24 protein-coding genes and 8 tRNA genes are annotated in these 24,357 nt (G+C 38.3%); 4 read left to right on the forward strand and 28 right to left on the reverse strand.

The features are described 5' to 3' along the window. Positions 1-165: 165 nt before the first annotated feature. From ACQKN3_RS18110 to acpS, 20 genes are all read right to left on the reverse strand, one after another. Positions 166-239, reverse strand: a tRNA-Gly gene (locus ACQKN3_RS18110). 19 nt (positions 240-258) lie between these two features. Then, positions 259-335, reverse strand: a tRNA-Arg gene (locus ACQKN3_RS18115). A gap of 10 nt (positions 336-345) precedes the next feature. Beyond that, positions 346-431, reverse strand: a tRNA-Leu gene (locus tag ACQKN3_RS18120). A gap of 54 nt (positions 432-485) precedes the next feature. Next, a tRNA-Lys gene (locus ACQKN3_RS18125) sits at positions 486-561 on the reverse strand. A 4-nt stretch (positions 562-565) separates the two neighbouring features. Beyond that, positions 566-640, reverse strand: a tRNA-Gln gene (locus tag ACQKN3_RS18130). Positions 641-645: 5 nt separating this feature from the next. Continuing rightward, positions 646-721, reverse strand: a tRNA-Asp gene (locus tag ACQKN3_RS18135). Positions 722-751: 30 nt separating this feature from the next. Continuing rightward, positions 752-826: transfer RNA gene (locus ACQKN3_RS18140), tRNA-Glu, on the reverse strand. Positions 827-831: 5 nt separating this feature from the next. Further along, a tRNA-Asn gene (locus tag ACQKN3_RS18145) sits at positions 832-907 on the reverse strand. Between the two features lie 194 nt (positions 908-1,101). Then, positions 1,102-1,575: a SprT family protein gene (locus tag ACQKN3_RS18150; RefSeq protein ID WP_427713784.1), complete on the reverse strand. Its 474-nt coding sequence runs from the start codon at positions 1,573-1,575 to the stop codon at positions 1,102-1,104. Between the two features lie 75 nt (positions 1,576-1,650). Next, entirely contained in the window at positions 1,651-3,822 is a 2,172-nt protein-coding gene (locus ACQKN3_RS18155) for a Tex family protein (protein ID WP_427713786.1), read from the reverse strand. Between the two features lie 127 nt (positions 3,823-3,949). Further along, positions 3,950-4,735: an RNA polymerase sigma factor SigB gene (gene sigB / locus ACQKN3_RS18160; RefSeq protein ID WP_079523292.1), complete on the reverse strand. Its 786-nt coding sequence runs from the start codon at positions 4,733-4,735 to the stop codon at positions 3,950-3,952. Continuing rightward, entirely contained in the window at positions 4,713-5,183 is a 471-nt protein-coding gene (gene rsbW / locus ACQKN3_RS18165) for an anti-sigma B factor RsbW (RefSeq protein ID WP_014822539.1), read from the reverse strand. Before rsbW ends, sigB begins: the two co-directional genes overlap by 23 nt. Then, positions 5,183-5,515 carry an STAS domain-containing protein gene (locus ACQKN3_RS18170; protein WP_251691320.1) on the reverse strand — a complete coding sequence of 111 codons (333 nt, stop codon included), beginning with the start codon at positions 5,513-5,515 and terminating at the stop codon, positions 5,183-5,185. The genes rsbW and ACQKN3_RS18170 overlap by 1 nt, the downstream gene beginning before the upstream one ends. A gap of 68 nt (positions 5,516-5,583) precedes the next feature. Continuing rightward, the gene (locus ACQKN3_RS18175; RefSeq protein ID WP_251691318.1) at positions 5,584-6,579 is read right to left on the reverse strand and encodes a PP2C family protein-serine/threonine phosphatase; all 996 of its coding nucleotides are present in this window, start codon (positions 6,577-6,579) and stop codon (positions 5,584-5,586) included. Positions 6,580-6,592: 13 nt separating this feature from the next. Further along, the gene (locus ACQKN3_RS18180; protein WP_427713791.1) at positions 6,593-6,994 is read right to left on the reverse strand and encodes an anti-sigma regulatory factor; all 402 of its coding nucleotides are present in this window, start codon (positions 6,992-6,994) and stop codon (positions 6,593-6,595) included. A gap of 272 nt (positions 6,995-7,266) precedes the next feature. Beyond that, the gene (locus tag ACQKN3_RS18185; protein ID WP_008405778.1) at positions 7,267-7,617 is read right to left on the reverse strand and encodes a type II toxin-antitoxin system PemK/MazF family toxin; all 351 of its coding nucleotides are present in this window, start codon (positions 7,615-7,617) and stop codon (positions 7,267-7,269) included. Positions 7,618-7,621: 4 nt separating this feature from the next. Beyond that, positions 7,622-7,909: a transcriptional regulator gene (locus ACQKN3_RS18190; RefSeq protein ID WP_251691314.1), complete on the reverse strand. Its 288-nt coding sequence runs from the start codon at positions 7,907-7,909 to the stop codon at positions 7,622-7,624. Positions 7,910-8,075: 166 nt separating this feature from the next. Then, positions 8,076-9,194 (reverse strand): alanine racemase, encoded by a 1,119-nt coding sequence (alr, locus tag ACQKN3_RS18195; RefSeq protein WP_427713795.1) that lies wholly within the window; start codon positions 9,192-9,194, stop codon positions 8,076-8,078. Positions 9,195-9,375: 181 nt separating this feature from the next. Then, on the reverse strand, positions 9,376-10,368 hold the full coding sequence (locus ACQKN3_RS18200; RefSeq protein WP_251691310.1) for a LolA family protein: 993 nt from the start codon (positions 10,366-10,368) through the stop codon (positions 9,376-9,378). Between the two features lie 65 nt (positions 10,369-10,433). Beyond that, on the reverse strand, positions 10,434-10,787 hold the full coding sequence (gene acpS / locus ACQKN3_RS18205) for a holo-ACP synthase (RefSeq protein ID WP_251691308.1): 354 nt from the start codon (positions 10,785-10,787) through the stop codon (positions 10,434-10,436). Positions 10,788-10,877: 90 nt separating this feature from the next. Between acpS and ACQKN3_RS18210 the strand changes: the two genes are divergently transcribed. Continuing rightward, positions 10,878-11,501, forward strand: a complete 624-nt coding sequence (locus ACQKN3_RS18210) for a rhomboid family intramembrane serine protease (protein ID WP_251691306.1) — start codon at positions 10,878-10,880, stop codon at positions 11,499-11,501. A gap of 45 nt (positions 11,502-11,546) precedes the next feature. On the opposite strand, the gene ACQKN3_RS18215 is transcribed toward ACQKN3_RS18210, so the two are convergent. The 7 genes from ACQKN3_RS18215 to ACQKN3_RS18245 all read right to left on the reverse strand — a co-directional run bounded on the left by ACQKN3_RS18215 (position 11,547) and on the right by ACQKN3_RS18245 (position 19,735). Continuing rightward, positions 11,547-13,025: a PH domain-containing protein gene (locus ACQKN3_RS18215; RefSeq protein WP_251691304.1), complete on the reverse strand. Its 1,479-nt coding sequence runs from the start codon at positions 13,023-13,025 to the stop codon at positions 11,547-11,549. Then, a complete protein-coding gene (locus ACQKN3_RS18220; protein ID WP_251691302.1) occupies positions 13,018-13,497 on the reverse strand; it encodes a PH domain-containing protein in 480 nt (159 codons plus the stop codon). Before ACQKN3_RS18220 ends, ACQKN3_RS18215 begins: the two co-directional genes overlap by 8 nt. Before the next feature lie 226 nt (positions 13,498-13,723). Next, the gene (locus ACQKN3_RS18225; protein WP_251691300.1) at positions 13,724-15,277 is read right to left on the reverse strand and encodes a DEAD/DEAH box helicase; all 1,554 of its coding nucleotides are present in this window, start codon (positions 15,275-15,277) and stop codon (positions 13,724-13,726) included. Between the two features lie 365 nt (positions 15,278-15,642). Next, complete coding sequence (locus ACQKN3_RS18230) at positions 15,643-16,338, reverse strand: alpha/beta hydrolase (RefSeq protein WP_427713801.1); 696 nt, start codon at positions 16,336-16,338, stop codon at positions 15,643-15,645. Between the two features lie 92 nt (positions 16,339-16,430). Continuing rightward, positions 16,431-17,801 carry a UDP-N-acetylmuramoyl-tripeptide--D-alanyl-D-alanine ligase gene (locus ACQKN3_RS18235; RefSeq protein WP_251691297.1) on the reverse strand — a complete coding sequence of 457 codons (1,371 nt, stop codon included), beginning with the start codon at positions 17,799-17,801 and terminating at the stop codon, positions 16,431-16,433. 12 nt (positions 17,802-17,813) lie between these two features. After that, positions 17,814-18,887: a D-alanine--D-alanine ligase gene (locus ACQKN3_RS18240; RefSeq protein WP_427713803.1), complete on the reverse strand. Its 1,074-nt coding sequence runs from the start codon at positions 18,885-18,887 to the stop codon at positions 17,814-17,816. 98 nt (positions 18,888-18,985) lie between these two features. After that, a complete protein-coding gene (locus ACQKN3_RS18245) occupies positions 18,986-19,735 on the reverse strand; it encodes a hypothetical protein (protein ID WP_427713805.1) in 750 nt (249 codons plus the stop codon). A gap of 293 nt (positions 19,736-20,028) precedes the next feature. Between ACQKN3_RS18245 and ACQKN3_RS18250 the strand changes: the two genes are divergently transcribed. Then, the gene (locus ACQKN3_RS18250) at positions 20,029-21,219 is read left to right on the forward strand and encodes an FtsW/RodA/SpoVE family cell cycle protein (protein WP_251691291.1); all 1,191 of its coding nucleotides are present in this window, start codon (positions 20,029-20,031) and stop codon (positions 21,217-21,219) included. Between the two features lie 95 nt (positions 21,220-21,314). Here the strand turns inward: ACQKN3_RS18250 and ACQKN3_RS18255 are convergent, their stop codons facing one another. After that, positions 21,315-21,452 (reverse strand): Lmo0850 family protein, encoded by a 138-nt coding sequence (locus tag ACQKN3_RS18255; protein ID WP_176141992.1) that lies wholly within the window; start codon positions 21,450-21,452, stop codon positions 21,315-21,317. A 484-nt stretch (positions 21,453-21,936) separates the two neighbouring features. On the opposite strand from ACQKN3_RS18255, the gene ACQKN3_RS18260 reads away from it, so the two are divergent. Both ACQKN3_RS18260 and cls read left to right on the forward strand, forming a co-directional pair. Further along, on the forward strand, positions 21,937-22,737 hold the full coding sequence (locus tag ACQKN3_RS18260; protein WP_427713809.1) for a YwqG family protein: 801 nt from the start codon (positions 21,937-21,939) through the stop codon (positions 22,735-22,737). Between the two features lie 82 nt (positions 22,738-22,819). Beyond that, the gene (cls, locus tag ACQKN3_RS18265; RefSeq protein WP_427713811.1) at positions 22,820-24,286 is read left to right on the forward strand and encodes a cardiolipin synthase; all 1,467 of its coding nucleotides are present in this window, start codon (positions 22,820-22,822) and stop codon (positions 24,284-24,286) included. Positions 24,287-24,357: the final 71 nt, after the last annotated feature.

Raw genomic sequence — 24,357 nt, forward strand, 5'->3', positions numbered from 1 at the left:
TCCAACTTCGTTAGAAGTTGAAATCTATTGTTTGCTTCATTTAAGAAGCTTGTTTCATTAACGTTGCTTGTTCAGTTTTCAAGGTTCATTGTGTTGCCTTAAGTGACAACTTTTATATCTTATAACATCTTCTTTTAGATGTCAACAGTTTTTTTAAATAAAAACTGGAGCGGGTGATCGGAATCGAACCGACAACATCAGCTTGGAAGGCTGAGGTTTTACCACTAAACTACACCCGCATTATATTATAGTAAATTATGGCGCGCCCGACAGGAGTCGAACCCATAACCTTCTGATCCGTAGTCAGACGCTCTATCCAATTGAGCTACGGACGCCGGGAATTTTTGGTGCGGCCGAGAGGACTTGAACCTCCACGGGGTTGCCCCCACTAGGCCCTCAACCTAGCGCGTCTGCCATTCCGCCACGACCGCTTCATCCGACAATAATTATTATACATCTCTGAAATAATTTGTCAATATGAAAACTGGTGAGCCATGAAGGACTCGAACCTTCGACCCTCTGATTAAAAGTCAGATGCTCTACCAACTGAGCTAATGGCTCTAAATGGCTGGGGTACCTGGATTCGAACCAGGGCATGACGGAATCAAAATCCGTTGCCTTACCGCTTGGCTATACCCCAAAAAATGGCGGTCCCGACCGGGATCGAACCGGCGATCTCCTGCGTGACAGGCAGGCATGTTAACCGCTACACCACGGGACCATTAGTAAATCTTCATTATTAAAATATAAGTGGTGACCCGTACGGGATTCGAACCCGTGTTACCGCCGTGAAAGGGCGGTGTCTTAACCACTTGACCAACGGGCCAATATTGGCTCCGAAGGCAGGACTCGAACCTGCGACCTGCCGGTTAACAGCCGGATGCTCTACCAACTGAGCTACTTCGGAATAATTACTTCGTTGCGACATCATCTTGTCGACTTTTACTATTATAGAGAGCGATTTCCGTTTCGTCAACACTTTTCTTTTAAAAAAATAAAGAAAAAATCTCTTCCTATATATAGGGTAAAAAATTAATTCGTTTTTTTAAAAAACAACATAAATACTGTATACCATTATTCACTTATTTTTAAACATCATTTCTAAAAATATTTTTCACTGTGGAGAAATTTAATTTTCCCTTTGCACATGCTGCAGCAATATTTTTTTACATCCATTTTTCTTTTTCTTTTATATATTTGTCCGCAATTCGTACAGCTATATATATGTATTGTCTTTTGCTTCGGCTTTTCTTTTGGCTGTTCCAATGTAGAACAAAAACGTGGCGCGCCTACTTTTTTCAATAGATTCCGAAAATCCGCATCACCATGCCTATAACCCATCCCTAAAATATGTAGATGATAATGGCAAAGTTCATGTAAAATAATACCCTTTAACTCCTCTATACCGAAATGATCATATAGTTTTTTATTAAGTTCGATATTGTGGCTATTTAACATATACCGACCGCCCGTCGTTTTCAAGCGACTATTAAAATAAGCCTTATGAATAAACGGTCGATTAAAAAAGTCGTTTGATAACTGTTCAACTAATTTTTGTGCCTGTTCGTCCGTCATATGCCAACCCCCTTAAATTAATAAAAAGCGCATATACAGCTATGCGCTTTTTATTATAATTGAAAATCATGCTCTTTACACGCTAAGTTGATTTTCAGGAGTTAACATCGTTAAAGAAATACGACCTTTATTTGCTTCGACTTTTTCTACCCAAACCGTCACGATATCCCCCAAGGAAACAACATCTAATGGATGTTTAACACGACCTTTTTGCAATTTGGAAATATGGACAAGTCCATCCTGCTTTACTCCGATATCGACAAATGCTCCAAAATCAACGACATTTCGAACTGTCCCTTGCAGTTCCATTCCAACTTGCAAGTCATCCATTTGAAGTACATCTGTTTTCAATAGCGGTTGTGGGAAAGCATCACGAGGGTCACGGGTAGGTTTCATTAATGTATCGACAATGTCTTTCAACGTAACTTCCCCTACTTCTAATGACTCACCTAGTGTTGCTAAATTTAACTTGCTAATCGCTTCTTCGGCTTTTGCCGTTCCGACATCCTTTTTCGTTAACCCTGCTGCCTCCAATACTGCTTCGGCTAATTTATAGCTTTCCGGATGGATTCCTGTAGCATCTAACCGATTTTTGGCATCTGCAATACGCAAGAAACCGACAGCCTGCTCGTAAGTTTTAGCACCTAATCGCGGGATTTTTTTCAGTTGTGCCCGTGATGTAAATTGGCCGTTTTCACTACGCATCGACACAATATTTTCCGCAACCGTTTTTGAAAGTCCAGATACATATTGTAAAAGGGAGGCCGAAGCTGTATTTACATCTACCCCAACTTGGTTTACCGCTGTTTCTACAATAAACGTTAGTGATTCCGCGAGTTGTTTTTGTGAAACATCATGCTGATATTGCCCTACTCCGACTGCTTTCGGATCAATTTTCACTAGCTCGGATAACGGGTCTTGTATACGACGGGCAATTGATACAGCACTTCGTTGTTCTACCTGTAAATCCGGAAACTCCGCTCGCGCAACTTCTGAAGCAGAATATACGGAGGCCCCTGCCTCGTTGACAATTACATATGCAATGTTTCCGTCTACTTCTTTCAGCAGTTCCGCAATAAACTGCTCTGTTTCACGGGAGGCTGTCCCGTTTCCAATCGCAATAATACTAATCGGATATTTCTTTAATAATGCCTTCACAGTTGCTTTTGCTTTTGACGGATCCGACGTAGTGTGGGGATATATAACGCCAACTTCAATCATCTTGCCCATTTCATCGACTACCGCTAATTTGCATCCTGTTCTATATGCAGGGTCAACACCAAGAACCATTTTACCGCGCATTGGCGGCTGTAATAATAAGTTCCGTAGATTTTCCGAGAAAATATGAATCGCTTGTGTTTCTGCTTTTGATGAGAGTTCTGCTCGAAGCTCATTTTCAATAGACGGTTTAATTAACCGTTTATAGCTATCCGCAACTGCCATTTTCACTTCATTTACAGAAGGGCCAACAAAATTTCTTGGAATAAAATAATTTTCCATTAATGTTGTCGCTTTATCGATTGGAACTTCAATTGCTGCACGTATCACTTCTTCTTTTTCACCGCGGTTTACCGCCAGTATTCTGTGGGGTGCAATTCGATGAACGGGTTCTTCATATGAATAATACATTTCAAATACTTGTTTTTCATCTTTTTCCGCATTTTTTACCGTTGTTACAAGCTTCCCTTCACGCCAAGATAAGGTACGCAGCTTTTCACGAATTGCAGCATCATCGGCAAATCGCTCCGCTAAAATATCTCGTGCGCCAGCCAATGCATCTTCTATTCCAGTAACACCTTGTTCTTCGTTTATATAAGGCGACGCCATTTCTTCCAACGTACGCTTTTTAAGCTTTAACAGTTCTTCCGCTAACGGTTCCAAACCCCGTTCTTTGGCAATCGTTGCTTTTGTACGGCGCTTTTGTTTAAATGGTCGGTACAAGTCTTCTATGCGTTGAAGAACCGTTGATGCTTGGATAGCTGTTTGTAGTTCTTCCGTTAATTTACCTTGCTCATCGATTAAACGCAGCACTTCTTCCTTTCGTGTTTCTAGCTGTTGTATGTAATGGTAGCGGTCTTCCACTGCCTTTATTTGTACTTCATCAAGTGAACCTGTCATTTCTTTTCGGTAACGTGCGATAAAAGGTACTGTGTTACCTTCTTCCAGTAGTCCAATAACCGCTTGAGCTTGCTTTGGTTCCACTTTCGCGTCTTTCGCGATTATTTGTAACATTTTTTGTTGATCCATCATGCCACTCCTTTAAATTTCGAACTTTCTTTTAGTGTACCATTCCATTTGTATTGTTTCCCAAAAAAGCTTCGAATTTATGCATGAAAAAAGAGCCTACTAATTTATGCTAGTAGACTCTTAAACTTTATAATGAGACGCCGCCACTTGCTGTAATGGCGTCTTGTAATTTTTTAATTGCTTTACGTTGAATTCGCGAAACGTGCATTTGGGATATACCGAGTCTTTCTCCGGCTTCCTTTTGACTAAGCTGTTCCAAATAAGTTAATTGGATAATCTGTCGCTCACGTTCATTTAATACATTCATCGCATCTGCTACAATCATGCGGCGGTTTGTTACTTCATAGCCTGTGTCTTCTCGACCGACTACATCAAATAACGTTACCGTACTGCCATCAGAATCCGATTCGATCGAATGGTCCATCGACAATGCCTGATAGCTTCGACCCATCTCCATCGCTTCCAGTACGTCCTCATCCTGTACTTCTAAATATGTTGCAATTTCGGTAATGGAAGGGGAACGTTGTAGCGATGTCGTTAATGCTTCGACAGCCGCCTTGATTCTAGGTCCTAATTCTTTAATACGTCTTGGAACATGCACGTCCCAAGTCTTATCACGTAAAAAGCGTTTTATTTCTCCGACGATTGTCGGAACAGCAAACGCCTCAAAGCTTCTGCCAAAAGAAGGGTCAAATCGTCGGATCGCACCTAATAAGCCAAGCATCCCTACTTGTACAATATCATCATAATAAGATTTACCATGTGAATATTTGCGTGCAATCGACTCGACTAATTGCTGGTAATGGAGCACAAGATTTGTTTGTGAATCTTCACAGCCGCTCGCCTGATATTCTGCAATCCAATTTAGCACTTCTTCTTTTGATGTATTCTTAGGTAGTGATTCTTTCGACATTCCCTTTCACCTGCTCTCTCGAGACATACTTTGTCATGAAAACAGTGACGCCACCTTCGTTATTTAATTTCACTTCATCCATTAAAGTCTCCATTAAATAAATCCCTAATCCACCTTCACGTAATAATGCTACGTTTTCATTTTCATGATATGGACCAACTTTTGATTTGATCTCTTCAAAGTTAAAGCTTACACCGTAATCTGCGACCATTATTTCAATCTTGTCTTCAAATAATGCACAACCGATTACAACTTCGCCTTCCTCGTTTGCTTTATAAGCATGGTGAACAACATTTGTCACCGCTTCACTTGTAGCTATTTTTAAGTCTTCAATTTCATCATAAGTAAACCCAACTCGCATCGCTAATCCTGAAATTGTTAGCCGTATAACACTTACATATTGCGATTTGGCAGGCACTCGAATTTCAATATAGTCAAATGCTCTCATCATTTCAACTCCAATTCCTCATCAATCTCAATACTCATTAATTCACTTAATCCTGTAATTTCAAACAATCTTACTAAACGATTTGATAAATTCACTAATTTTAATGATGCATTTTCCTTCGTAACTTTTTTATAAAATGCTACAAATATCCCTAAACCCGTACTGTCCATATAATTTACTTTTGATAAATCCAATTCGATTTCTCGGCCTTCTACAATTTGAACAGTCTCTAGCTCTTCACGTAAAATCGGGGCTGTGTAAGTATCGATTTCACCCTCGATATAACCTTTTAATACGTTTCCATCTTCTCTAAATTGAACATTAACATTCATTATTAGACACCTCCATTATAAGCCTAATTACTTTTCCCGAATCCGCGGGAGCTCAAACATAAATTTTTTTATTTTTTAAAAATAACAACCGTAAAATCATCTTCCAATTCAAAATCAGACATGTTTTTCAAATAGGCGTACATTTCCTCACACATTTCCTGCGCCGAAAGATGGCTACAACTTAATGCCAAATTCTTAATCACATCCCGAGGATCCAACTCTCCTTGCTTACGAAAATCCGTTACACCATCTGTAATCATAATGATAAAATCACTTTCTTCCAAACAGATGTCGTACTGCGGGTATGTCACTTCCGGCATAACACCTAATAGTAAACCTTTCGATTCCAAATCAAAGAAAGTTTTTTTACGAGCATTATAATATATAGCAGGCTCATGCCCAGCCGACCCATATGTAAATTTGCTTTCTTCAATATTGTATGTCCCGTAAAACATCGAGACAAACATACTATCATCAACACTTTTTTCGATAATACGATTTAACACTTCTAAAATGTAAGATGGATCTTTCGTTGCGTACTCAAGTGTATCAAGCCCATATTTGACCATAGACATACAAAGGGCTGCTGGCACACCTTTTCCAACAACATCTGTCACAGCTACACTGACAACTGAATCATTGTTGTTTAAGAAGTGAACATAATCACCATTCATTTTGCGGATTGGTACAGATAGCATCCCAATATCAATCTGATCAAGCCTAGGTACTGTTGTTCTGAGAATCATATTCTGGATCTTTGTAGCGACATTCATCTCCATACGCAGTTCTTCTTGCTGTTCCAGTAAACTTTGATGCTCCTTTAAAGTTAAACCAAAGTGTACCATAATCTCAATTAAAAAATCATAGCTATGCGAAATATCTTCTGGTAGATCTGGATAAATTTGCTCTATCGCATACTTGTGGATATTGATGACTTCTTCTGGAGCTACTTTTTTTTGAATTAACTGTCGAATAAAGTTTTGTCCTATATATAAATTTCGCTCAGTTTGGTTTGCCAAAAAATCAGATAAGATTTTTTGATATTGTGTTTGCAGCTCTTTCAAATTTTACCACATCCTACTTTACCCATTTTTCGATAACTATCGTCGTCCCACTTCCTACTGTGGATTGGATGTCCATTTTATCCATTAGTCTTCTGACTCCCGGCAAGCCCGCTCCAAGGCCGCCAGAAGTTGAATAGCCGTCTTCCATCACTTTTTTCAAATTGCTTATTCCCGGTCCTTTATCTGCCGCTATTATGCGAAGGCCAACTTTCTCTTCATTACTAATACGCTCTATTGTCACTTCCCCGGCACGGGCATATAAATATATATTTCGAGCCAGTTCACTTATCGCCGTCGTAATTCGAGCTTGATCTACCGCGCCAAAGCCAATTGCTTTCGCCTCGTTACGTCCAAGTTGGCGTGCAGCTACAATATCCCATTCTGTCACAATCTCTACGGTAGATTTCGTATTCATCATAGTGCCCCCAATTTCCTACTTTTTCTTTCTATGGAGTTAACGTACAGTATCAGTTTTTTGAATTATTAATTTATATATTATACCATATGTTATCCTTGTAGTTTAGTTGGATATAAGTTTTCAGCCATATTTTTGCTATATTTATAATTTTAAGTAAAATATCACAATTTTGCATGATTACAGTTTACTATTCACCTAAAATTTACAGGGGACTTTGATTCATAATAATAAAAAACACCGAAACGGTTGTTTCGATGTTTTTTTATGTATTAAAATTTTACGAGTCCTAAACTAATATTTAGAGCAATATCTACTTCTTGCATTAGTTTTGCATCTAGCTGAGTAATACGATCTGTTAATCGTGATTTATCAATTGTACGCAATTGTTCAAGCAAAATTACCGAATCACGCTCAAAACCATACTTTTTTGCATCGATTTCAACATGTGTAGGCAACTTTGCTTTTTGAATTTGCGCAGTTATTGCAGCTATTATGACAGTTGGACTAAAGCGATTTCCAATATCATTTTGAATAATAAGAACGGGTCTAGTCCCGCCCTGTTCTGACCCTACCACCGGTGATAGGTCAGCAAAAAAAACGTCTCCACGTTTTACAATCAAATTGTCATCCCCCGCTTACGAGACGCTCCACCATATGTTCCGCTTCATACTCTGCATGCAAGCACTCACTGCAAATTGTCAGATTAATTTGCGACATTTCCACATAGCCCTTTATTAAAGCTTCCCGTATTTGATTTGGTTGCATATGCTTTGTATAATTTTGAGTCGCCAAATACGCCATCATATAACCATTCTCAGTATTACGCCCAAACGTTCTTTCGAATTGCGTTACTAGCTCATTTGGTATGTCAATTACTACTTCTTCTACTTCTGCTAATTCCTTCGCGTACAAAACAAGCACCTCCACCGAACATCCCATTTCCCATTCATTCTATCATTGATTGACTACAATGAAAAGACAGGAAAATTAAAAAACTGACAATTCTCGCAATAAAGGAATAAATATGGACACACTTGTTTTGTATATTTGAAGTTATTTACAGTAATATTACATCGATTTATTTATATACCCTAGGAACTCTGGCCGTTATTACACATGGCACTTCGTAATTGATTGTTTGGAGTTTATGAGCCCAATCATCTATTGTGATTTCCTCTTGCTGTTGGCAGCCTATCAGTACAACTTCTTCCCCAATATTATATGCTTCCGGAAGTAAAATCATACTTTGATCCATACAAATTCTGCCGACAATTTTCGCTCTTTTTCCTCCAACAAGCACTTCTTGGCCTGAAAGCTTACGAATCATACCATCTGCGTAGCCAATCGGTACTGTACCGATATAGCAGTCCTCTTCTGCTGTATATGTTGCACCATAGCCTACCGATTGACCAGCTTTCATTTTTTTAATATGTACAAGTTCTGTCTGTAGAGAAAATGCCGGCTTAATCGGAAAAGGCAATTTTGTACCTACATAACCTGAAGGCAGCAATCCGTACATGGAAATACCGAAACGTACCGCATCATAACGCAAAGAAGGATCTTTTACTAATGCGGTAGCTGTATTGGCAACATGAACAAGACGAGGCTTTTGTGGCAGTGCGCCTAAAAAGTCCTTGAATAGGGTAGCTTGATTGTCAAAGTACATTGAATCTTCTTCATCTGCAGTAGCAAAATGCGTAAAAATTCCATCCACTAAAAAATCATCTGAAGAATTAATCATTGTATATAATTCCAATAGTTCTTCTTTAGTAGATACACCGATACGCCCCATACCCGAATCAACTTTAATATGAAGTCTTAACTGATTCAGCAGCGGTGTATACTGCTGTGCTTCTTTCAGCCATTCTGTCGAAAAGGCAGTAAGGATAATATTTTCTGCTGATGCATACGGAATAAAAGCGTGCGGTGAAGCACCTAACACTAAAATATCGATATCCTTAAAATTCTCTCTAATATGTACTGCTTCGTCAGGTGTTGCGACAGCAAGCATTGTTGCACCGGCCTCAATTGCCGTTTTTGCAACTTCCACATCTCCATGACCATATGCATTTGCTTTTACGACAGCAATAACTTGGATATTCGGTCCTATATAATTTCGCAATGAAGTAATGTTATGTGTGATTGCTTGCAGATCAATTACTGCTTTTGTTGATCTGTAATAAATTGGAGTATCCATTTCGATTTTTACCCTCTTTTTATAAGTTTAAACTTACTGTTATATATGTAATTTTCAGTCAACCATTTTTAAATCTGTATACGAAAGAAATCATCTTGCGCTAGTATGCGCAAGATGTCTCTTCTTAAATATAACCATAAAATATAAGTTAAAAACAAGTTTAGAAAGACATAATTATAATTTATTTTATACTACTTTCCTGCACACTTGCAGCTACTTCCAGTAATTCATCTTTTGTTAATTTCGTGGAAGCGATAAAGAAGGTCATGCCATCTTTGTCCCATTGAATTGAGTTGTCAGTAATAGCGCCTATTGTATACCCTAAATCCGCCGGGTCCCCGGATACAGGTAATATTGTTTCATCAGATTGGATCGGCTGCTGCATTAATGTAAATGGCTTTTCCCCTTCGAATGTCAAAATAACCCGTGTGTTTCCATCTTCCTGCACTTCAAACTCATCTGTCAGCTTAGTATGTGCCCAGTCAATTGTAGGGTAATATACACTAAATTCTGTGTCTGCGACTTCTGCTGATGCGGCTTTCTTTTCTTCTTTTTCAGTGAATTTCTCTACTGCATATTCTTCCGCAGTATGCTTCACACCTAATTTAATGTCGGCAAATGTAATCACAACTTGTTCTTGTAAAGATTCATCCATCACACTTACTTTTGTCGGAAGCATCGTTTTCTTATCAATTACAATTTGCTGTACCGGCAGTGCTGTTTGATCTACATTTCGTGTTGCTACTTCAAAAGTATAGCTCGCATCATCTTCAGTCATTACCGCTTTTGAATCTGACACCAAATCATCAGCCAATGCACCAATTATATACGCCTGACTGTTTTGCTTTGGCCATTCACTTTGGAACTTATGCGTTTTACGTAATGATGGCGTGACAACAAAGACACCTTCTTCATTTCGAACGATTAACTGCTGTTCTGACTCACCTTTTGGATTAACTGCCACTCGGTAAAAATCCGGTTTTGTGTGCCAAACTTTTACATCGTAAACACGTGGCTCTGCGCCTGTCCGAACTTCCATCGAAGCACTTAATTCATAACCTTTTGCGTCATTCCACTTCTTGTTAACATCCTCAATCACTTCATCCTTTGTAGCTTTTCCACACGCCGCCAAAAAGAGACAACAAACGACAACTACTAGCAGTCGGAGTTTCAAAGATTCACCCTTTCGATTATCTATTTCGATAAATTACTATATGAGCCAAGGTGTCCATGTATGTATTATTGCATTAAGATTACTTGGGCAGCTGCTGTTGTCCGGGTATGAGTAATGGAAATAAACCCGTTCACCCGTTCACCATCAAAGTATAATTCAGGTTTTCCTTGCTCCGTTTTTAAAATTTCTATTTGGTGGAGTTCACAGCCTTTACCGATTCCTGTGCCGTTTGCTTTTGAATAGGCTTCCTTTGCAGCAAAGCGACCTGCCAGAAACTCAACTTTGCGCATATCCGATAATGTATTAAAAATGGCAAGTTCCCTATCCGTTAAAATTCGTTGAGCAAATTTTGCTGAACGGCCTATCATTTTTTCAATTCGGTCCAATTCTACTAAATCTAAACCAATCCCTTTTATCATTTAATAGCTCTCCCTTTCTTTTAATCATTACTCCAATGTATAATGAATAAAAATACGTTTTATTTTGTATCGACATAATTGAGGTGGAACATGTTTATTCGTAGAGAAAATTTTAAACAGTACATTACGTTATATCCGGTCGTATCGTCAATTATAGCAATTAATTTAATTGTTTTCGTCCTAACATTATTACCGGGATTCGGCGAAGATTTGCTTTATGCCGGGATGAGCGTCAATGGACTCATTGCAGCCGGTGAATGGTGGCGTATTATTACGTCCATGTTTTTACATGCAGGTTTTATGCATGTTCTTTTTAATATGTTCTCTCTATTTTTATTTGGCCCGGAACTTGAGAAAATCGCCGGCAAAATGCGCTTTTTAACAATTTACTTTTTAGCCGGAATTTTTGGTGTTGCTGCTACTTACGCAACACAAGATGCCTATTATGCAAGCGTTGGTGCAAGTGGAGCACTGTACGGAATTTTCGGGGCGTTCGGGGCCCTTGTTTATTACACAAGACATTTATTCCCGCAGTTACGACAAATAATATTGCCATTAATAGTGATTAGTATTATTATGACATTTTTAACACCAAATATTAATATTGCTGCACATTTAGGCGGTTTGGTTACAGGCTTTATTTTAGGGGTTGTTTACTTTAACCCTAAAAATATGGGACGCTGGCGTAAACAGCCCATTAGACGGGTAAAATAAAAACAGGATTCGCGAAAAGTAAAAAATTTTCGCGGACCCTGTTTTTTAATGTTCATACCAAGACAGTACGCTTTCGATTTCCTGTTGCTCCATATGACGCGCTGTCGCTGAAGCCCCGTGCATACCTGACATCACTACAATCTTAACAGACCCTATATCCCGTCGCTTCTGGAAATAGGTTTGACTACCTTGCGTAATTTGTACACGCTTTTTCAATGCATAAAATGTCACACGGCTTACAAGACGCGAGACAATCGTAATTTGCTGATCTTTCACCGTATACCCAGTCGTCTTAAATTGCCATCTTCCAAGTAGAATGATTGGAACGATTAGCAATATTGACAACAGTCCATATGGATAGAAAAAGTACGAAATAGCGCCGATTAACGGGACTAGCCATACAAAATCAATCCGGTAGAAAAAAGGCTGTGCTTTTCTTGGCGGCTGAACAAGTTGCGTAATTTGAAAATCATATTCAGGAAACAGTTCTGCCAAAGGTGCAAACAATTCTTTTTTTGCAATTAACGGAAATAAAATGATTTTCTTATCATTCTCTCCGCTAAATCCTCCACCAGCACTTTCTACCGCAACAGATGCTAAGCCAAGCATTTGCTGGAAAGGGTTTTCCGCCAGTTTAATTGCCTGCACCCGGTTTAACGGAATTGTCACACGTTTTTTTTCGATTAATCCTCGCGTAATAATCAGCCGGTCATGTTGCTTGCTGACCGTAAAGTTATAATAATTTAAAAACGTCAAGCCGACAGAGACTCCCCATGCCAGTATTAGCGCAAGCGCAATTAAAATCATGACCACGATAAAGCCGTATTCCACTAAAAATGCCAATTCATCATAAATCAAATCAAACGGGATAAACTCCGCAAATTGTGAAAGGACAGCAAAAACTCCGGCAAGTACTACTCCCACACCGCTTGAAGTCGTCGCTAACAGTAACAGCTCCGGGATTTTCATTTTGTGTAAAACTACTGATGCCGGTTCTTGTTTTTCATCTTCAGCCGTTTGCCCTAGTTCACTTTCAATCGGCAGTTTCTGTTTCGCTTTTTTCATTTGAATTTCCACTTCGTCTGCCGCAGCTTTTGTTACTGCTGTCAATTCCGCTTCCGGTTTACCATCTTTACTTCCCGCCGTTTCCACTTGTACTTGTACAAGCTTGAACAACCGGTGAAAAATACCTTCTTTATAATTCAAGTTTTGAATACGATCAAATGGAATGTAGCGTTTTTTCTTTATAAACAGACCGTATTCCACACGGAGTTCACTATCTTCAAACCAATATACAAATGTCCACCACTTAATCAAACTGCTCACTACCGTTACCGATAAGACGATTACTAAAATAAAGAGTGGAATCATTTCGCTGAAAAATGTTTCGCTTCGATAATCCAAATTAATATTAAAGCCGTTCGCCGCCACAATGATAATGATTGGGATAAGGAGATCTTTTAATGCTTTTACAACATTGATGATTGCCGTTACAGGATGAAGTTTATATTTCTCTTTAGACATCATCTTCCGCCACCCTTGCAAGTTCAGAGATTTTTGTCCTCAATTCATCAGCATCTTCAACTTTCAACATAGGAATCGTATGTACTGTTGCCGCCGATGAAATCGATATATTCGCTAACATGTATTTTTTTAATATCGGTCCCTGCTCTGTATCAACATGTTGAACACGTACCATCGGTATTAATGTCCGTTTTACGACAAACAGGCCACTTTGAATTTCAATTTCCTGTTCTCGTACTTCATAACGCCAAATTCCCCAACGGATGCTCGGGAATACGATAACTGAAAATGCAATGGATAACAATACGAGCGCGATGGCAATCCACATAATCCACTGCGGCCAATCAAATCGAACTGTTAAAAATACGATGCCGCCTGTTATAAGTGCGATAATAAAAGTTTGAATGATTCCATATAATCGCCACACTGTTTGCGCTTTTTTTGGTAACTGAAACTTTGGTTGTTCTCTCACTAGCCCTACACCTCTTTCTCTATACTATGCTATACGTATTAACAGCTTAAATGTTTCGTTCTGTTCTAACTAGGATGATAAACTAATCCCCTTCCCTCATAGTATAGTTATTTAGTAAATTTGTTAAATAATTTATAAAAATTTTATTTCCCGGAAAATATATTTATATAAAATTCCCCATAAAAAAACACACCAACGAGAAAATCGTTGATGTGTTGAAATAGTATTAGTCTTCGCGACGTGGACGTGGACGACGATCACGAGAGCCTTCACGACGAGCACCGCCTTCACGACGACCTCCATCACGGCTTCCGCTACCAGAACGGCTTCCGCCTCCGCCACCTTCACGACGACGATCTCCTCCGCGACGGTCACCACCGCCACGGTTGCCACCACCACGGTTACGGTCATTACCGCCACGGCCGCGGCCTCCGCCACCTTGTGAACGGTCACGACGCATTGGTAATGGACGTTCTTCAGATAATGATACTGGTGTAGCATCAGGTTCTTTAGTAATTGATTTAAGAGCAGCTGCTACTAAGTCAAGCGCTTCATTATTTTCCAATAACTTAGCTGCTAACTCACGGTAAGTACCTAAATCATTATTTTGAACTAATTCCACCAATGATTGCATTGCATCTTCTTGTAAGCCTACTAATGCTTCTTCAGATGAAGGTGGACGTAAAGGAGTCATACGTTTTTTCGTAGTTTCTTCTACGATGCGTAAGTAACCCATTTCACGAGGTGTTACGAAAGTTACTGCAACACCAGATTTACCTGCACGGCCTGTACGACCAATACGGTGAACGTATGATTCTGGATCTTGTGGAATGTCAAAGTTGTAAACATGCGTTACACCTGAAATATCCAATCCACGAGCTGCAACGTCTGTTGCGATTAAAATATCGATTTTACCTTCTTTAAACTGACGTAAAACAGAAATACGTTTCGCTTGAGATAAATCACCATGGATACCTTCTGCTAAGAAGCCACGTAAACCTAAAGCTTGGCTTAACTCATCAACACGGCGTTTCGTACGACCGAAGATGATTGCTAATTCTGGTTTTTGTGAATCCAATAGACGAGATAAAGCATCGAATTTTTCACGCTCTGTTGCTTTTACAAAGAACTGTTCAATGTTTTCCATTGTTAATTCTTTCGCTTTAATTTTTACGATTTCAGGATCTTTCATGAATGTCTCTGCAATTTTACGGATTGCTGGAGGCATTGTCGCTGAGAATAGTAATGTTTGGCGGTTTGATGGCACGTTTTCTAAAATCGCATTAATATCATCGATGAAGCCCATGTTTAACATTTCGTCCGCTTCGTCTAAAACTAAAGTTTGCACTTCGTCTAAACGTAATGTACGACGGTTAATATGGTCTTGAATACGACCCGGTGTACCCACAATAATTTGTGGTTTGTTTTTTAATGCGCGGATTTGACGGCCAATTTCTTGACCTCCGTATACTGATAATAATTTTACGCGCTTATCATAACCTAATTTATAAAGTTCTTCTGAAACTTGGATTGCTAATTCGCGAGTCGGAGCAATTACCAAAGCCTGGATATTTGGATTTTTTGGATCGATTTTCTCGATTAAAGGAATACCAAATGCAGCTGTTTTACCAGTACCTGTTTGTGCTTGGCCTAAAACGTCACGGCCAGCCATTGCAAACGTTACTGTTCCTTCTTGGATTGGTGTTGCTTCTTCAAACCCCATACGCTTAATAGAACGTAATGTCGATTCACTAATGTTTAATTCTGAAAAATTTGTCAAACTCTTCATTCTCCTTTTTCCTGTATAAGTTGACAAATGGTTACATTTTCAGATGAAATGGCGGCAAATTTCGAGCCATTGTATGTGGAACGTTTCCGTTACTTAAAAATTCTCTCTGCTTCATATGCAGAGTCTCTTATATGAAAAGGAAAGCCCGGTCATTGCCGAGCGGTTCAATTCTACCGTTTCTAATTGGTTGTTACATTTGTAAAAAATAGAATAAAACCGTTTATCAAAAAAAAGCACTCTTCACCAATAAGTCTGAAGAGTCTTCGCACAAAATGTATCCATTGCTTTTATTAGTCTAACATGGGTTGTAACGGTATGCAATGATATTGCTTTGTATCAAAATAGTCAGATATTTATTACTCCATTAAAAATTGATACACTTGATCAAACCATTGCTCACAATCATCACTGTAACAAATATGATGTTTTCCACAATCTGAAATATACATTTGCTTTTGTTGCGACTGAATTTGTTCAAATAAAATCTGGGCGGTTGCACTTGGCACAATTCCATCCAGCTCCCCTTGTACAATAAAGGTAGGACACTGAATGTTTTTTATATAAGGCTCCGTTTTTTTAACGACCTTCATAAATTCAATCGTTGCAGTTAACGGGACATTTTTAAATTTAAATTTGTACCGTGCAAACAATTCGTTTTCTTCCAACTTTTTATGCACCATATCTTGGGCAATTGCTCGAACATCTTTTACTAACTGCGTAGGACTCACATACTTTGCTGCAGCACTTAGGAGTACCAACTTTTTTACTGGGTAACGTATAGATAAGTACATCGCAATGACACCACCCATTGAAAAACCGACGACTATGACTTCATCGACTTGCTTTTTCAACTGCCGATATTCGATTTCCGCTTCCATCATCCAATGCTCCGCTTTATAGCCTTTCATTGCCAAATGCTCTGCATCACCGTGACCGGAGAACGTCGGAATGCTTACGACCCAATCTATTCGTTGCTTTATATAATGCGCAAAAGGCTCTACTTCATACGGTCCGCCTGAAAATCCATGTAAAAATAGGACGCCGATTTTCATCCAATCACCTGCTTCCATTAAGCTGTTAGTATCTATAATAAGCGACATTTAGAGTCGAAAAAAGTTTTTGCGCTAAAAAAAACGAGCTAGCACTAGGCTAGCTCGATAGAATGGATAACTTTCTCCAACTGCATTCCACGAGAACCTTTTACTAACAGGATGGACTCGTTTGTTGCATGAGATTGAATTTTTTCGATAATCGGTGCGTACTCATTTTCGGAATACACTAAATGCTCAGCATCAAATGTTTCTTGCAGTTTATTATAGAGCCACTTCATGCGCGGGCCATACAAGCAAACATAGCGTATTTCTTCAGGATGAATATGTGCGGCAATTCCTTCATGCATCTGCATTTCATCGTTTCCAAGCTCCAGCATATCACCAAGTACAAGCCACTTTTCATTGCGGATTGTCGTTTGCTCGACAAATTGGATCGCTGCATGCATCGATGTTGGTGCAGCATTGTACGCATCGTTAATAAATAATAAATCACCTACCGGAACAAGCTGCATCCGCATATCAGTTAAAACTACTTTCTTTAATGCTTCGCGGATTTGTTCGTCAGACAAACCTAATGCTTTACTTACCAGCATTGCACTTAATGTATTCTTCACTTGGTGCTCGCCTAAGACCGAAATGAAGAACTCCCCTTGGATTACTCCATCTACATGGAAACTGCTTCCTTGTGCTGTCGCTTCTATTTTGGAAGCCGCTAAACTCTGCGCTTGGCTAAAGCCAAATGGCTGTGTTTTTAACTGCGGTGTTTTTGCAACTAAGTTTTGAAGTAACGGTTCATCACCATCATAGAAAAGAATTCCTTCTTCAGATAATCCTTTTACAATTTCAAACTTCGCCTTCGCAATCCCTTCCCGTGATCCTAAATCTTGCATATGGGCTTCACCAATATTCGTAATAATGGCATAATGCGGTCGTGCAAGCTTCGTTAAAAATTCAATTTCACCGAAACCGCTCATTCCCATTTCCAATACGGAAACTTCTGTATCCTCATCAAGCTGTAAAATCGTAATTGGCAAACCAAGCTGATTATTAAAGTTCCCAATCGTTTTTTGTACTTTAAAGTATGGAGAAAGAGCTCCCGCCAAAATATCCTTTGAAGACGTTTTCCCGTTTGAGCCGGTAATCCCGATAAATGTCGCTTGATGCTCATTACGGTAACACTCTGCCATTTTTTGAAGTGCAAGCTCTGGGTCTTCCACGAAAATTAATGGCAAATGTTCCGGGGGATTTGGCTCATCGATCATCCATAAAGAAGCTGCCGCGCCTTTTTCAAATGCCTGCTCAACAAAACGGTGCCCATTTACGGCTTCTCCACGGAAAGGAATAAATAAATCCCCTTTAGCAATTGTCCGTGTATCAATGGAAATACCTGTGACAATCGTTTCAGGAAATGACTGATTTTCTATCGTTAACCATTCTGAAATCTGCTGTAAACTTTTTTTCACTTTTTATCCCACTCAATCTCTGTTGTATTGAAGCTGTTGTTTTTCTGTATAACGTTCCAGTGCAAAACCAATCAGCTCTTTAATAAGCTGTGGATACGTTACATCTGTATGCTGCCACAATAAAGGATACATGCTTACCGGTGTAAATCCGGGCATTGTATTTACTTCATTGATGAAGATCTCGTTGTTTTCAGTTACAAAGAAATCAGCGCGCACTAATCCGGCTCCGTCTATCGCTTTAAACGCTCTTTTCGCCATATCTACTAAGTCTGTATAAACATCGTTTTGCAATGGTGCCGGAATAATTAATGCTGTCGAGCCATCTTTATATTTTGAATCATAATCATAAAACTCAGTCATTGGCTTAATCTCACCTGCTACTGAAACGTTAGGTGTATCATTCCCTAACACAGCAAGCTCAATTTCTCGAGCCGTTACACCTTGTTCAATCACAATTTTGCGGTCATATTGCAGCGCAAATTGGACAGCTTTTTCTAGTTCCGGCGCATTCGTCGCTTTGCTAATTCCTACACTTGATCCTAAGTTAGCCGGTTTAACAAACATCGGATAGCCTAAAGACTGTTCGCATCTTTTGATCCAAGCTTCTTTTTCCCGTTCCCATTCACTTCGAATAAAATATTCATAAGGTAGTTGCGGCAATTTTGCCATTTCAAACAACTGCTTCATAACTACCTTATCCATGCCTGCCGCTGAACCAAGCACACCGTTACCTACATAAGGAATGTTCAGCACTTCCAAAAAGCCCTGTACAGTACCATCTTCACCGTTCGTGCCATGCAGTAAAGGGAAGATTACATCAAATGGGCTTTCCATATGTTTTGCAATAAATTGCGTAATATTATTTTCAGACTGGTCTGATGCCATTGTAAATTGCAATTGTTCAATCGTTTGAGCGGGTTCTGTTAACTGAGGTCCAACACGCCATTCACCCTTTAATGTTATAAAAATCGGGAAAACGTCAAACTCATTAAAATCCATTGCTTGTGTTACTGCCTTTGCAGTTGAGAGTGATACTTCATGCTCGGCTGACTTACCACCATATAATAAACCAATTCTTTTTTTCATTTTTTTGACCTCCAGTTTTCACTAACCTTATTTTATCACGAATACACTAAACGCTGAAATCGGATAAAAAACACCCACTGCCCTGTTCGCTGTGAGTGTCAACTAATTTGTATTAATTCATCATAGCCTTGTTTTAATATTTCATCTAAATCATCCCAAACTTCATCCGGATAATCATAATCACTCAGCACTCGGATTTCGACTGCATAATGGGAATTTGGCTTTTCTAGTTTATATAATGAAAGCAATGCACCTTCCTTAACAAAAGGCCGATATTGTCTTAATGTAGAAGGATCGATTGTCGGTGAGTTGTTTTTATTCTTTCTTCTCCAAAAGCTTCCAACACCTTCTTTATCTCTTATCATTCGATTAAATAGATTTGAAACAAGTAATTCAGAATCGCCTATAAAACGATAATATACTTTTGTCATTTTGTCAGTTACAGATGAGTAATAAGCATAGCGATTTTGTAATTTGTTGAAAAATGGCGATGCAAGCGGTTCACGCTTATGACTTAAATACAAGAGCTCTGCCTGTTCAAGGGGAGTTAACGTATTAATGTTTTTCTCTGTCGTAAAATCTACCCAGCATAAATCTTTCTTTAAGTCGCTTTCCTTTTTGAGAAAATCGCGCATATCTTCATTTGTTACAAAATCAAATTGTGTATGCATATTAAAAGAGCCGTTGTCGTACGCGTGCTTTAATAACAGAACATTTTTTACGGGCTCGACCGAAACCATAAATTCCTTCAGTGTAAGACCACTATAAATAACAAAATGTTCGACATCGTTCATATGAATATATAAATGATGCATAAAATCTTCAGCAGATTTCATTTTCTTCGCCACGTTTTGCACGCCCCTTTAATATGAATAATATGATTATTATATGACTTCTCATTCAAATTTGAAACATTTTCTCACCTGTTTCGTCCAACTTTTAAATTAGTCTTACTAAAGTAATTTTTATAAGAATATGATAAAGTAAATAAAGCTTAAAACATTACAGCAATTTCCGCGAAAACTTTCCTATATCTGCAATTCTTTTACCGGGAAATGTTGTGCCCATATTAAGAACCTTCAATTTGTTGGTATCTTCTGGCCCTTTAACGGGTTAAATTTAATAATTTAAGGTGAATCGAATGGATACAAACAATTATAATTTTAATAAACGGTTCGACTGGCCGCTTACAATAATCTTAATTTTATTTTTAGGAGTAAGTTTACTTGCCATCGCTTCTGCCCAGACATCTGGGCAATACGGCCAAAACTACGTACCTAAACAAGTCTTAAACTATGCAATCTTTGCCTTTATCGTTGCATTTGTCATGTACTTTGACCCAGATCAATATAAAAAATTAGCATGGCCACTTTTTGGTTTTGGGATTTTGTTATTAATCGCACTTGTCATTATTCCAACTTCAACTGGCATAACAGTTGAGAGAAACGGGGCAAAAAGCTGGTTCCAAACACCAATTGGTAATATTCAGCCTGCCGAATTTATGAAAACATTTTATATTTTGGCCGCTGCCTATTTAATCAGTAAGCACAATGAAAATTACCAAATTAAAACGGTCAAAACCGATTTATTGCTACTCGGCAAAATTGCTTTAACTTTGGCAGTACCGCTTGGCTTCATTATGCTCCAGCCCGATTTAGGATCTTCTTTAGTATTTATCGCCATTACTGCTGCACTTGTAATCGTGGCAGGTGTAACTTGGAAAATTATTTTACCGTTATTCGGCGGAGCTTTCCTTGTAGGCGGATCGTTATTATGGATGGCCCTTTATATGCAGGATTTCCTTGAAAAGACATTTGGTTTCCAGCCATACCAATTCGCTCGTATTTACTCATGGCTTGATCCCTATTCGTATGCAACATCAGACGGCTATCATTTAATTACTTCTCTAAATGCGATTGGCTCCGGTGAGGTTTTCGGGAAAGGATTCCTGGCGCGTGAAGTATATGTGGCGGAAAACCATACAGACTTTATCTTTGCTGTAATTGGCGAAGAATGGGGTTTTATCGGCGCAAGCGCTGTTATTTGTCTATACTTCCTGTTAATCTATCACTTAACGAAAATGACATTATTATTAAAAGATCCGTTCTGTACTTATGTATGTGCAGGAATTATCGCCATGATTACATTCCATGTATTTGAAAACATCGGCATGACGATACAATTACTGCCAATTACCGGTATTCCGTTACCTTTCATTAGCTATGGGGGTAGTTCGATGATGGGGAATGCCTTAGCAATCGGTCTTGTCTATAGTATGAAGTTTCATTACCGAACATATATGTTTACAACAAATGATCCTGACGATGAATAAAACAAAAAGGACCCGTGCATTCCGCGGGTCCTTTTTCTATTGCTTCAGATGAAAATAAGGTATGAAAAACAGGGTTTCATCACACCTGATTTTCATTAATTTTGCGTTTGTGGAGTTTGTGTTGGTGGTGTTAAAACTTTTAAAAGCTCAAGACGAGATTTCGTAACTGTCGCCGTAACACCTAATTTTGATAAGTTTGTAACAATACGCTTTAAATCAATCTCTTTCGCCATTTGATTACACCTCAAACTTTCCTTTGTTAATATATATAACGATTTTTCATGTTAAAAGTTTCAAATTAATAAGGTCAGACCTTCTAATACTTCATATATTACCACGTAAAATCTTATTTTTCTTTCCTGTTTTGTGACAAATCTAAAACATAATTAAACTTAACCGTTTATTAACAATAATAAACCTGGATAGATTTATTTTAGAGAAAAAATTTTTTCTTGTAAATTTTATAATTACTTTTGAATTAGTTTACATAATCTTCTCAAATACATGTTATTTAATAATTTTATTTTTCGCGTGTAGTTAAATTGAATTGCATTATATTTCCCCACTACGTTTAACAAAAATTACAAGTGGAAATATTGAAAATATCATAACCATTTTTGTGAAGTAATTCCGATTAGGAATAAACAAATTTTCGTCCTTACGGGCCTTTTAGTTCATCATTTCAAATAGATGTTACTTCAGTAGGAGGAACTTCAAATGTCACATATAGAAAAAAATATTTATATCCCAAAAGAATTGATCCATTTTCATACAAGTTTAAGTCATTCTGCTGAACAAGTAGCAATTTTAAAACCGGTGAAACAACCTGCGTTTTTACACGAAAGTAAATTTGCCGGCCTTCCTTTTCTAACAAATAAAATGGAACACCCTAAAGACAATCAAAATCGCTATATGCTATTTTTGGCACAGCTTAACTTTGCGGAGATTCAGCTTGACCATCCATTTCCACAAGATGGTATATTGCAATTTTATATTCCACAACAATGTTATGAAAGGGAAAAATTACATTCGGAATGTCGTTATTTTAAAGTCCAATATATACCTGATCAAGTTCACTATAATGAATTTATTCATGATTTCACGTATTTAGAAGACGTAAACATCGGCAGTTTCCCGATTCAGCAGGAGATGAAGCTCATTTCAAAAACAGAGTTTGAACCGGTGTCAGCAATGGATTACCGTTTAAATAATTATTTTAAACCTGAAATAATGGATGCACCCATTACATTGGATGACCGTTCATTTCAGGATGTATATTTGGAAAGTTATTTAGCGGCAGAACATAAAATTGGCGGCTATCCATATTTTATACATCAGGACTTCAGAAAAACGTCGCCCTATTTACAGCACTACGACACATTATTACTGCAAATCATTTCAAACGATGAGCAAAATATTATGTGGGGAGATAGTGGGATTATCAGCTTCTTCATTAACTCAAAAAAATTAGCACAATGTGATTTCTCGGATATTTACTTCCATGTTGAGGAATATTAAAACAGTAAGAAGCACTCGCTTGAAGTGTTTCTTTTTTTGTTTTGCTTCCATAGGCTATAATGAAAAGAAAGAAGGAAAGTAGGTGAATCTTTTGGGCGCAATTATTCAAAGTTCCATTCTGGTACCACTTATTATGTTTATAAATATTCTATTTGCCCTGACCGTCATCTTTCTTGAGCGCAAAAAGCCTTCATCGACTTGGGCATGGTTGCTCGTTCTTTTTTTCTTACCGTTTGTTGGATTTTTCCTCTATTTACTATTAGGAAGACAATTGAGAAGAAAGCACTTATTCCGGTGGGATGGCAGAAAAGATATCGGTATTGAACAACTGATTAGTTATCAGATTGAAGCAATTGAGAATAATGAACTGGAACTACGTGCAGAACATATTAAAAGTTATAATCATCTCATTTATATGAATTTAAAAACAAATAACGCTGTCCTGACACAGGATAACGATGTGAAGATTTTCGATGATGGCAGTGACAAGTTCGAAGCACTTATAAATGATATTCAACATGCGAAAAACCATATTCATATTCAATACTATATTTTCAAACTGGATAACTTGGGGCAACGCATTGTAAATGCTTTAATAAAAAAAGCGAAACAAGGTGTAAAAGTAAGAGTACTATTTGATGAAATGGGCTCGCGCGGAGTGCGGAAGCGGCATTTTAAAGACCTGATCGAAGCTGGCGGTGAAGTAGAAGTATTTTTCCCTTCGATTTTACCACTCATCAATCCACGCTTAAACTTTAGAAATCATAGAAAAATTTCCATAATAGACGGTCGTATCGGCTATATCGGAGGATTTAACGTTGGGGACGAATATTTAAGTTTATCGGATCGATTCGGCTACTGGCGCGATACACACTTACGTATTGAAGGAAGCGCAGTCCACCCCTTACAGACTCGCTTCATTTTGGACTGGAATCAAGCAAGTGCAAAAAATGATATTTGCTATGCAGAGCGTTATTTTCCGATTATCCCTCAAAAAGGAACGGCAGCTCTCCAAATTATTTCAAGTGGTCCTGACACAGAATGGGAAGTAATTAAAAACAACTATTTGCATTTAATTACGAATGCAAAAAAATACGTGTACATACAGTCCCCGTATTTCATTCCAGATGAATCTTTCTTTGACGCTATTCGAATCGCAGCCCTATCCGGCCTCGATGTGCGGATTATGATTCCAAATAAACCTGACCATATGTTTGTCTATTGGGCGACTTATTCATACGTAGGGCCACTCGTTGAAGCAGGTGCAAAAGTGTATCATTATGAGAAAGGCTTTATTCACGCCAAAATGATTGTTGTGGATGATGAAATTGCATCAGTCGGTACTGCAAACATTGATGTGCGGAGCTTTAGTTTAAACTTTGAAGTGAACGCCCTTCTTTATGACAGAGTATTGGCACACCGTCTTGCCGAGATATTCGAAAGTGATATATTAGACTGCTCAGAGCTCACATTTGAACTGTACAAAAATCGTTCCAGTTTTATTAAGTTCAAAGAATCCATTTCCCGTTTATTATCACCGATACTATAGGGAAATGAAATTGAGCTGAAAGTATATCAGGTGAATTGAAAGCCCTTTTGCACACAATAAAAAACCAATTT

The organism is Solibacillus sp. NPDC093137, from assembly GCF_050280445.1.
Classification (GTDB): domain Bacteria; phylum Bacillota; class Bacilli; order Bacillales_A; family Planococcaceae; genus Solibacillus; species Solibacillus isronensis_B.

Bases quoted from the DNA above. Each gene is read 5' to 3' on its own strand.
- ACQKN3_RS18150 (WP_427713784.1), bottom strand. From the start codon at position 1,575: ATGACGGACGAACAGGCACAAAAATTAGTTGAACAGTTATCAAACGAC.
- ACQKN3_RS18155 (WP_427713786.1), bottom strand. From the start codon at position 3,822: ATGGATCAACAAAAAATGTTACAAATAATCGCGAAAGACGCGAAAGTG.
- sigB (WP_079523292.1), bottom strand. From the start codon at position 4,735: ATGTCGAAAGAATCACTACCTAAGAATACATCAAAAGAAGAAGTGCTA.
- rsbW (WP_014822539.1), bottom strand. From the start codon at position 5,183: ATGAGAGCATTTGACTATATTGAAATTCGAGTGCCTGCCAAATCGCAA.
- ACQKN3_RS18170 (WP_251691320.1), bottom strand. From the start codon at position 5,515: ATGAATGTTAATGTTCAATTTAGAGAAGATGGAAACGTATTAAAAGGT.
- ACQKN3_RS18180 (WP_427713791.1), bottom strand. From the start codon at position 6,994: ATGAATACGAAATCTACCGTAGAGATTGTGACAGAATGGGATATTGTA.
- alr (WP_427713795.1), bottom strand. From the start codon at position 9,194: ATGGATACTCCAATTTATTACAGATCAACAAAAGCAGTAATTGATCTG.
- acpS (WP_251691308.1), bottom strand. From the start codon at position 10,787: ATGATAAAAGGGATTGGTTTAGATTTAGTAGAATTGGACCGAATTGAA.
- ACQKN3_RS18210 (WP_251691306.1), top strand. From the start codon at position 10,878: ATGTTTATTCGTAGAGAAAATTTTAAACAGTACATTACGTTATATCCG.
- ACQKN3_RS18215 (WP_251691304.1), bottom strand. From the start codon at position 13,025: ATGTCTAAAGAGAAATATAAACTTCATCCTGTAACGGCAATCATCAAT.
- ACQKN3_RS18230 (WP_427713801.1), bottom strand. From the start codon at position 16,338: ATGAAAATCGGCGTCCTATTTTTACATGGATTTTCAGGCGGACCGTAT.
- ACQKN3_RS18240 (WP_427713803.1), bottom strand. From the start codon at position 18,887: ATGAAAAAAAGAATTGGTTTATTATATGGTGGTAAGTCAGCCGAGCAT.
- ACQKN3_RS18250 (WP_251691291.1), top strand. From the start codon at position 20,029: ATGGATACAAACAATTATAATTTTAATAAACGGTTCGACTGGCCGCTT.
- ACQKN3_RS18255 (WP_176141992.1), bottom strand. From the start codon at position 21,452: ATGGCGAAAGAGATTGATTTAAAGCGTATTGTTACAAACTTATCAAAA.
- ACQKN3_RS18260 (WP_427713809.1), top strand. From the start codon at position 21,937: ATGTCACATATAGAAAAAAATATTTATATCCCAAAAGAATTGATCCAT.